Origin of the sequence: Streptomyces sp. LHD-70 (genome assembly GCF_031157275.1) — a bacterium.
Taxonomy (GTDB): Bacteria; Actinomycetota; Actinomycetes; order Streptomycetales; family Streptomycetaceae; genus Streptomyces.
In genome coordinates, this window is the sequence record NZ_JAVIFW010000017.1 from 190361 (window position 1) to 197100 (window position 6740).

The 6740-nt window shown below is 66.8% G+C and carries 6 protein-coding genes; all 6 read right to left on the reverse strand.

From position 1 onward, the window contains the following. Positions 1 to 39: 39 nt before the first annotated feature. The 6 genes from RCO28_RS29440 to RCO28_RS29465 all read right to left on the reverse strand — a co-directional run bounded on the left by RCO28_RS29440 (position 40) and on the right by RCO28_RS29465 (position 6548). Positions 40 to 990 carry an FHA domain-containing protein gene (locus tag RCO28_RS29440; RefSeq protein WP_308944343.1) on the reverse strand — a complete coding sequence of 317 codons (951 nt, stop codon included), beginning with the start codon at positions 988 to 990 and terminating at the stop codon, positions 40 to 42. An 85-nt stretch (positions 991 to 1075) separates the two neighbouring features. Then, positions 1076 to 2023: a DUF881 domain-containing protein gene (locus RCO28_RS29445; protein WP_308944328.1), complete on the reverse strand. Its 948-nt coding sequence runs from the start codon at positions 2021 to 2023 to the stop codon at positions 1076 to 1078. A gap of 5 nt (positions 2024 to 2028) precedes the next feature. Beyond that, positions 2029 to 2361, reverse strand: coding sequence for a small basic family protein (locus RCO28_RS29450; protein ID WP_019708255.1), 333 nt, complete (start codon positions 2359 to 2361; stop codon positions 2029 to 2031). Further along, the gene (locus RCO28_RS29455) at positions 2358 to 3254 is read right to left on the reverse strand and encodes a DUF881 domain-containing protein (protein WP_308944329.1); all 897 of its coding nucleotides are present in this window, start codon (positions 3252 to 3254) and stop codon (positions 2358 to 2360) included. Before RCO28_RS29455 ends, RCO28_RS29450 begins: the two co-directional genes overlap by 4 nt. A 77-nt stretch (positions 3255 to 3331) precedes the next feature. After that, entirely contained in the window at positions 3332 to 5827 is a 2496-nt protein-coding gene (locus RCO28_RS29460; protein ID WP_308944330.1) for a mannose-1-phosphate guanyltransferase, read from the reverse strand. Positions 5828 to 5939: 112 nt separating this feature from the next. Beyond that, a complete protein-coding gene (locus RCO28_RS29465; RefSeq protein ID WP_308944331.1) occupies positions 5940 to 6548 on the reverse strand; it encodes a CDP-alcohol phosphatidyltransferase family protein in 609 nt (202 codons plus the stop codon). Between the last annotated feature and the right edge of the window lie 192 nt (positions 6549 to 6740).

Genomic DNA, 6740 nt, shown 5'->3' on the forward strand with positions numbered 1-6740 from the left:
TTCCCTGGAGTGCTCCCCCGGGCGGAGCCAGGGGGAGGGTCAGATGCTCCGCTGGCTCGCGTAGAACACCAGCCGGTACTTGCCGATCTGCACCTCGTCGCCGTTCGACAGCAGGACCGAGTCGATCCGCTCCCGGTTGACGTACGTGCCGTTGAGGCTGCCCACGTCGGAGACGGTGAAGTTGCCGTCGGCCCCGCGGCGGAACTCGACATGGCTGCGCGACACCGTCACGTCGTCCAGGAAGATGTCGCTCTGCGGGTGCCGGCCGGCCGTCGTCAGCTCACCGTCGAGGAGGAAGCGGCTGCCCGAGTTCGGACCGCGGCGCACCACCAGGAGGGCCGAGCCGAGCGGCAGCGCGTCCACGGCGGCCTGCGCCTCCGGGGACAGCGCGGGGGACTGCGTCTGCCCCGTCGCCTCCGCGTCGTACGCCTCGATACCGGAGATCGAGATCGTCGACGTGGTCTCCGAGGGGCGCTCCGCGGCCGCGCCCGCGCGCAGCGGCGAACCGCAGTTGGAACAGAACCTGCTGGCCTCGGCGTTCCGATGCCCGCACCTGGTACAAACCGGCAAGGCCGACATGGACGGATCCTCCTGCCGCGCGGCGTCGGATGCGTACGGGCCGGACGCAAACTCTCCACCCGTACTTGAGGTTGACGGTTCTCCGAAACCTATGCGGCCGGACGCCGCAGGGTCAACAGAAGACGCGCCCCGGCCGCCCGAAAGATCCCCGCCGCCGGACACCTCATCGCGGAACAACGGCCGGTCGGCGCCCTGCGCCTCGGACTGGTGCGGCGCACGGTGCCGAGCGGTGGCGTCGCCACCGTCCTCTCGGCCGCTCTTGCCGAACAACTTCGCAAACAACTTCACGGGCGATTCCCCTTGACCGAAACAGACCCGCCCGTGGGGCAGGACGAACCCTGAATGCTCACACCGGCGTACATCGGGACCACGGACGTACTCATACTCACAACGTCCGTAACCACCCGACAGTTTCCACCACGCACCAAACTTCCGATGCGTCGACCCCCCGCTACCACGTATCCCTGCACAACTGCCTTCATTTACCCCCGCCTCGCTAGGAGGACGACCGAGCGTAGTCAGGACGATTCGCCCGCCGCAAGGCATCCACGACGATCTGCTCGGCCTGTGCCACGGCGACCGTCGCCTGCTCCTTCTCGAGCGTCTGCACCACGCCACCGGGGATGTTCAGCGCGGGCTCCAGGTCCTGCGGCTTACCGATGACCTTGAAGCGGTACGGCGACGTCACCTTGCGCCCGTCCACGCGCACACCCCCTTCCGCATCCTCGAGATAAGTGCCTGCCACCACCCGTACGTCGTTGATCTGGATCGCCTCCGCACCGGCCGCGCGCAGCTCCTGGATCGCGTCGAGCAGCATGTCCGCCTCGACGGCGCCGCCCGAGTCGGTCACGGTCAGCGTGATGCCCGGTCCCTGGGCCGCCACCGTGCCCGCAAGCACGCCCAGTTGCCGCTCCTTCTCGATCGTCTGCTTACGCGCCTCCTCGGCCTGGTCCGAGCTGTTCTCCAACTCGGTGCGCTGGTCGTCGAGACGCTGCTTCTCGTCCTCTAGACGCTGAGTACGGTCGTCGAGTTCATCGAGAATGCGGACGAGATCTTCCTGTCGCGCGCCACGCAGAGCACTGCTCTCACTGTTGGAGGCCACCTGGATGGCCAGACCGAGCCCGAGCACGAACAGCAGCAGCGCCACGATGAGTTGGGCCCGCGACACCTTCGGTGGCCACAGGCTCCGCGCGAGGCGCTGGCGGCCGCTCAGCTCTTCCTCCCCGCCGACCGGGTCGGCCGCAATCGGCGGGCCGCCCTGCACGCCGCCACTCGCCTCGGTCGTCGCCTCGGCCCCGTTCTCCGTGCTCTTCTGCGCGCTGTTGTCCGCGCTCTTGTCCGCGCCGCTCTCAGCGCCCTTGGCTGGGCCCGCGGCTGGCTGAGCGTCCTCAGCACCTTCGCCGGACGGCTTGTTGGGCTCCTCTGGGGGCAGTGCGCTCCTCATCGGCCTCACGCCCGGAACACGTGCCGCCGGATCGCGGCAGCGTTGGAGAAGATCCGGATACCGAGCACGACCACCACACCCGTCGAAAGCTGCGCGCCCACGCCCAACTTGTCGCCCAGGAACACGATCAGCGCCGCCACGACCACGTTGGAGAGGAAGGACACGACGAACACCTTGTCGTCGAAGATCCCGTCGAGCATCGCGCGCAGGCCACCGAACACCGCGTCGAGTGCCGCCACGACGGCGATCGGAAGATACGGCTCGACCACCGCGGGAACCTCGGGCCGGACCAACAGTCCGACCACGACTCCCACGACGAGGCCCAGTACGGCGATCACGATGTGCCCTTTCCTGCTTGCGGCTCGGCATTGCGCACGATCAGGCTCGGCGCGGCGGGCAGCCGCACCTCGTCCTCCACGTAGATGCGCGCCCTGATGTTGAAGTTCTCCTGCAGCGCGTGCAGATACTGACCGTCGACGCTGTCCTGGAACTCCGTGCTCAACTGCTGCCCGTTCCCCACGGCGAGCACCGTGTACGGGGGCACCAGCGGCTTGTTGTCGACCAGTATGGCGTCGCCCGCGGCGCGGATCGCCGACAGCGAGGTCAGCCGCTGCCCGTTGATGGCAATGGCCTCCGCACCCGACTGCCAGAGGCCGTTGACGACCTGCTGCATGTCGCGGTCACGCACCCGGCCGTTGTCGGAGAAGCCGCTGCTCTCACGCGGCCCGCCCCCGCCCTGCTCGGTGTCCTTCGCATCGTCGATGACAAGGCGGATGCCCGGCCCGTACACCTCGGTCGCACCCGAGAGCAGAGCCGTCAACTCCCCCTTGTCGCCACCGTGCTTCTGCAATGCGGCGCGCTGCCGCTCGCCGACGTCCTCGCGCAGTGCGTCGACGTCGGCCTCGATCTTCTCGGCGGCCTCGGTCTCGCGCTCGATGCGGTCGATGAGCTCCTCGCGCTCCTTGGCGACAACCGGTGCCGCTATCCGCGCCTGCGCCGCCCCGACCGTCACGATCAGAGCGGCCAGCACAAGCCCGAGGGCAAGGCCCAGTTTGGCCCGCAGCGTACGCGGCAGACCTCCGCTGCCTTCTGCCTGCTTGCGCGCCGCCGCCTCCGCGTAACCGTCGTCGAGGCTGTGGTCCATCACGTTGGTGAGCAGCGACATCGAAGCGTCCGGGCGCGAGGGCGGGGAGGGGGTGCTCCGAACGGGGGGCTGCGGCATGCCGCACATCGTCGCACGTCGCGCCCTGTACCTCCGAATGGCCCCACCGGCGTGCCGGACGGTGCGCCGCCCGGCACGCCGGGACCTCAGCGTCCGGCGCTCTCCACCACGGCTGACCAGGTGTCGAGCAGGTGCTGAGCCGATGTGTCGTCCTGGCCCTCGGCCCACAGATGGGTGACGGCCTCGGCCGGGTCGGGCAACACCATCACCCAGCGCCCGTCGGCCTCCACGACCCGCACGCCGTCGGTCGTGTCGACGGACCGCTCGCCCGCCTCCTCCACGACCTTGCGCATCACGAGCCCCTTCACGGCCCACGGGGTGGCCACGTCACGCTTCAGCACATGCGCCCGCGGAATCCGCGCGTCGATCTGGCTCAGCGTCAGCTGCGTACGAGCCACCAGGCCGATGAGCCGTACGAACGCAGCCGTACCGTCGAAGACGCTGCTGAACTCCGGGATGATGAACCCGCCGCGCCCGTCACCACCGAAGATCGTGGCGTCGTCCCGCCCGACCCGCGTCAGGTCGTCCGGTGACGTGGTCGTCCACTCCACCTGAGTCCCGTGGTAGGCAGCGACCTGCTCGGCGATCCGCGTCGTCGTCACCGGCAGCGCCACCCGCCCACTGCGCCGCTCCGCCGCGACCAGGTCGAGCATCACAAGAAGCGCCCGGTCGTCCTCGATGATCCGCCCCTTCTCGTCGACCAGGGACAGCCGCTCGCCGACCGGGTCGAACCGCACCCCGAACGCCGCCCGCGCCGACGCCACGATCTCCCCGAGCCGCACGAGCCCGGCCCGCCGCGCCTCGATCGACTCGGTCGGCCGCGCCTCGTCAAGGCCCGGATTCACGGTCAGCGCATCGACACCGAGCCGCCCGAGGAGGCTGGGCAGCACAAGCCCGGCACTGCCATGGGACGCATCGACCACGACTTTCATCTCGGAGTCCGCGATCCCGGTCGTATCCACATTCCGCAGCAACGACCCGGTGTAGGAGTCGAACACGCTGGCCGGAAAACGCAGATCGCCGATCTCCCCGGGGAACGCACGCCGATACTCCTGCCGCGCATAAACCCGGTCCAGCTTCCGCTGACTGGCCTGCGACAGATCCGCCCCACGCCCGTCGAAGAACATGATGTCGACGGAATCGGGCACCCCAGGCGTCGTACGAATCATGATCCCGCCAGCACTGCCCCGCGCGGTCTGCTGCCGCGCCACGGGCAACGGCACATTCTCCAGATCTCGTACGTCGATGGCGCTGGCCTGCAAGGCCGAGATCACCGCCCGCTTCAACGCACGCGCGCCACGGGAATGGTCACGTGCAGTGGTGACAGTGGCGCCCTTCTTCAACGTCGTCGCATAGGCACCGGCCAGTCGCACCGCAAGCTCCGGCGTGATCTCGACGTTGAGGATTCCGGACACCCCTCGGGCGCCGAACAGATGAGCCTGCCCCCGGGACTCCCAGATCACTGAGGTGTTGACGAACGCGCCGGCCTCGATCGTCTTGAACGGATAGACGCGGACATTGCCCTGGACGATGGACTCCTCACCGACCAGGCACTCGTCCCCGATGACGGCACCGTCCTCGATCCGCGCAGCACGCATGACATCGGTGTTCTTCCCGATGACACAGCCACGCAGATTGCACTGCTGCCCGATGTACACGTTGTCGTGCACAACAGTCTTGTGCAGAAAGGCCCCACGCTTGACGACGACATTGGAGCCGACCACGGTGTGCTCACGAATCTCTACATCGGCTTCGACCTTCGCGTAGTCCCCGATGTACAGCGGCCCGCGCAGCACGGCGTCGGGATGCACCTCCGCCCCTTCGGCAACCCACACTCCGGGCGAGATCTCGAATCCGTCGAGATCGACTTCGACCTTGCCTTCGAGGACGTCAGCCTGCGCCTTCACATAGCTCTCGTGGGTGCCGACGTCCTCCCAGTACCCCTCGGCCACGAAGCCGTAGATGGGCTTGCCTTCTTTCATCAACTGCGGGAAGACATCACCGGACCAGTCGACGGGCACATCGGGCTGTACGTAGTCGAAGACCTCCGGCTCCATCACGTAGATGCCGGTGTTCACGGTGTCCGAAAAGACCTGCCCCCAGGTGGGCTTCTCGAGGAAGCGCTCGACCTTGCCCTCCTCGTCGACGATGGTGATTCCGAACTCCAACGGATTGGGCACCCGAGTCAGGCAAACAGTGACCAGGGCGCCCTTTTCCTTGTGGAAATTGATGAGTTCGGTGAGGTCGAAGTCGGTCAGCGCATCGCCGGAGATGACCAGAAATGCATCGTCCTTGAGTGCTTCCTCGGCGTTCTTGACGCTCCCCGCGGTGCCTAGTGGCTTCTCCTCGTTGGCATAGGTGAGCTCCATCCCGAGCTCTTCACCGTCACCGAAGTAGTTCCGCACGAGCGACGCAAGGAACTGGACGGTGACGACGGTTTCGTTGAGCCCATGCCGTTTGAGCAACCTCAGCACATGCTCCATAATGGGCCGATTCGCCACCGGCAGGAGCGGTTTGGGCATGCTCGAGGTCATGGGGCGAAGACGAGTGCCTTCGCCGCCGGCCATCACGACGGCTTTCATGTCGGAAGCGTCCTCCTCGAAGAGACGACTGTCTTGCCGACTTAGCCCGTCAGGCCAGGCCCGCCTCAGACGCGGACCGCGACCCCGGTCTACGGCCGCAGAATCGACAGGCTCAATCGGCCTTGGAGTCCGCCCTGACAAGCCGGCGGACCTGGACCACGTAGAGGATCCCTGCCCACCAGTACAGCGTTGTACCCCATCCGGCGAACGCCCATCCGAAAATAGCAGCAAGCGACGCGAGCCACCCGGTTCCGTCGCTGAGAAGCAGGAGCGGGAAGGCGTACATGAGGTTGAACGTCGCGGCCTTGCCGAGGAAGTTCACCTGTGGCGGAGGATAGCCGTGCCGACGGAGGATGCCCACCATCACCAACAACAGCAGTTCCCGCGCCAACAAGAGTGCCGTCAGCCAGATCGGCAGAATCTCGCGCCAGGTCAGTCCTGCCAGCGTGGAAAGAATGTAAAGCCGGTCGGCAGCAGGGTCGAGCAGTCGGCCGAGATTACTGATCTGATTCCAGCGACGCGCGAGCTTGCCGTCCAAATAGTCACTGACACCACTGAGCATCAGAACCAGCAATGCCCAGTGGTCGCTATTCGGGCCCCCGAAAACCGGCCTGAGGATCAACCACAGGAAAAGGGGCACGCCGACGAGACGCGCCATGCTGAGGATGTTCGGGATGGTGAGGACCCGGTCGGTCTGTACGCGGGTCTCCTGGACCTCCACCCGGGGGCCTCCTGTGGGGAACGTGCCAACGATGCCCCATGACTTTACCCTCCGTACCGGATGGGCTGGCACAGGGGTCCTGAAAACAGGAAAGCCCCGCACCATCAGGTGCGGGGCTTCCCCAACAAATAGTTCGGCGGCGTCCTACTCTCCCACAGGGTCCCCCCTGCAGTACCATCGGCGCTGTGAGGC